This window comes from Kitasatospora sp. NPDC059648, assembly GCF_042734825.1.
Classification (GTDB): Bacteria; Actinomycetota; Actinomycetes; order Streptomycetales; family Streptomycetaceae; genus Kitasatospora.
In genome coordinates this window covers 1-2,746 of the sequence record NZ_JBHWDU010000206.1, presented here as the reverse complement: position 1 = coordinate 2,746, position 2,746 = coordinate 1, and the positions used below count along the sequence as shown (strand labels likewise).

Annotated in this window: 1 protein-coding gene; it reads left to right on the top strand. The window is 74.8% G+C overall.

Annotated features, from left to right (window positions below; all coding sequences use genetic code 11):
- The coding region (locus tag ACFV1W_RS40435; RefSeq protein WP_380422553.1) for a type I polyketide synthase at nt 1-2,746 on the top strand (2,746 nt) is incomplete at both ends.

Here is a 2,746-nt window from a genome sequence, read left to right as displayed (position 1 = left end):
GCGGCGATCCCGTTCTACTCCACCGTCACCGGCGAGCAGACCGACACCTCCGCCCTCGACGCCGACTACTGGTACCGCAACCTCCGCGAACCCGTACGCTTCGACCTCGCCGTCGAGACCCTTGCGCAGGACCGGCACGGCGTGTTCGTGGAGGTCAGCCCGCACCCCGTACTGGCGCCGGTGATGGACGGCGTCGTGACCGGCACGCTGCGCCGCGGCAGCGGCAGGCAGGAGTTCCACCTCGCCCTGGCGCGCCTGCACGCGCAAGGCGTGGCCGTCGACTGGACGCCGGTCTTCCCCGGCGAGCCCCACCACGTCCCGCTGCCGACCTACGCCTTCCAGCACCAGCCGTACTGGTTGACCCCCGTCGCCGCGAAGGGCGACGTGTCGGCGGCGGGACTGGACTCGGCCGGGCACCCGCTGCTCGGGGCCGTCGTCGAACTGGCCGGGGACCAGAGCGTCCTGCTCACGGGGCGGCTCTCGACGGCCACCCGGCCATGGCTGGCCGACCACGTCGTCCTGGGCTCCGTGCTGCTGCCCGGCACCGTGTTCGTCGAACTCGCCATGCACGCCGGACGGCAGGCCGGCTGCGACGTCCTGGACGAACTGGTGCTGGAAGCTCCCATGATCCTGCCGGACGACGGTTCCGTGCCGGTCCAGGTCGTCGTCGGCACACCGGACGAGACGGGCCGACGCCCCGTCACCGTGCACTCCCGGACGAGCGGCACCTGGCTGCGGCACGCCACCGGCATGCTGGCGACCGGCGACCGCCCCCACCCGTACGACACCGGCGAGCCGTGGCAGCCGGCCGGTGAGCCCGTCGACCTGACCGGCTTCTACGACACCCTCGCCGCCCAGGGCTACGAGTACGGGCCGGTGTTCGCGGGCGTACGCGAGATCCGGCGGCAGGGTGACGAGCTCTATGCCGAGGTGGCGCTGCCCACCGACACCCGCGACCGCTTCGGTCTCCACCCCGCGCTGCTCGACGCCGCGCTCCAGCCGCTGACCCTGCTGGCGGCCGGCCGCCTGCCGTTCTCCTTCGCCGGGGTGTCGATGCGGAAAGCCGGTTCCACGGCCCGGGTCCGCCTCACACCCACCGGCCCCGACACCTTCCGGGTCGCGCTAGCCGACGAATCCGGGCCGCTGGCGGTGATCGACGCGCTGACCGTGCGCCACCGGCCGCCGGGCATACCGGGCGCCGGGGCCAACCAGCTCTTCCGCCTCGACTGGGTGCCCGTCGAGAGCACCGGCGAACCCCCGGCCGTCCACCACGTGACGCCCCCGGCGGGAGACCCCGTGGCCGCCGCGCACACCGTCGCCGCCGAGACGCTGGGCGTGCTCCAGGACTTCCTGCGCGACGGGGACGGCCGGCTGGCCGTCGTGACCCGCGGGGCGGTCGGGCCGGACCCCGTCGACCTGCCGTCCAGCGTCGTCTGGGGCCTGGTCCGCGCGGCCCAGGCGGAACACCCCGACCGGTTCGTGCTCGTCGACACCGACGACCGCGTCCTCGTCGCGGGGGACGAACCGCAGCTCGTCGTCCGCGACGGCGCCGCCCGCGCCGCCCGCCTGGTACGGGCCGAAGCGGCCCCGGCGCCCGGCCCGCTCGACCCGAACGGCACCGTGCTGATCACCGGAGGCACCGGCACACTGGGCCGGCTCGTCGCCCGGCACCTGCGCGACCGGCACGGCATCCGGCACCTGGTCCTGCTCAGCAGGTCCGCGGCGGAGGTGGACTTCGACGCCGAGGTGGTGGCCTGCGACGTGGCCGACCGGGACGCGCTGGCGGCCGTACTGGACTCGATCCCGGCCGCGCACCCGCTGACCGCGGTCGTCCACGCGGCCGGCGTGCTCGACGACGGCGTCGTCGAATCCCTCACACCCGGCCGGATCGACCAGGTGCTGCGGCCCAAGGCCGACGCCGCCTGGCACCTGCACGAGCTGACGAAGGGCCTCGGCCTGAGCGCCTTCGTGCTCTTCTCGTCCGCCGCCGGTGTGCTGGGCGGCCCGGGCCAGGCGAACTACGCCGCCGCGAACGCCTTCCTGGACGCCCTCGCCGTGCACCGGCGAGCCCAGGGCCTGCCGGGCGTGTCGCTGGCCTGGGGACAGTGGGCCGAGGCCAGCGGGCTGACCGGACACCTCACCGACACCGACCTCAAGCGCCTCGCCCGCGCCGGCGTGCTGCCGATGCCCACGGACCAGGCGCTGGCACTGTTCGACGTGGCCCTGGGCGCCGCCGATCCCGTGCTGGTCCCCGCACACCTCGACCTGTCGGCGGCGACCGCCCGCCCCCTGCTCAGCCGCCTCACCCGTACCAGGCCCGCCCGGCGCACGGACCGGCCGACCCTGGGCAGGGAACTGGCGGCCCTGCCCGAGACCGAGCAGCACAACCGCGTCCTGGAACTGGTCACCGGCCAGACGGCCGCGGTCCTCGGCCACACCGACACCTCGGCCGTCAGCGCCGAACGGGCCTTCAAGGACCTGGGCTTCGACTCGCTCACCGCGGTGGAACTGCGCAACCGCCTGTCCGCGGTCGCCGGGGTACGGCTGCCCGCGACGATGGTCTTCGACTACCCGACCCCCGACGCGCTGGCCGGCCACCTGCGGAACCTCCTGGTCGGCGCCCGGCGCCAGGCCACTGCCTCACCCGTGCCGGTTCCGGTGTCGGGTGATCCGGTGGTCGTGGTGGGGCTGGGGGCCCGTTATCCGGGTGGCGTGGGGTCGGCCCAGGAGTTGTGGGATCTGGTGT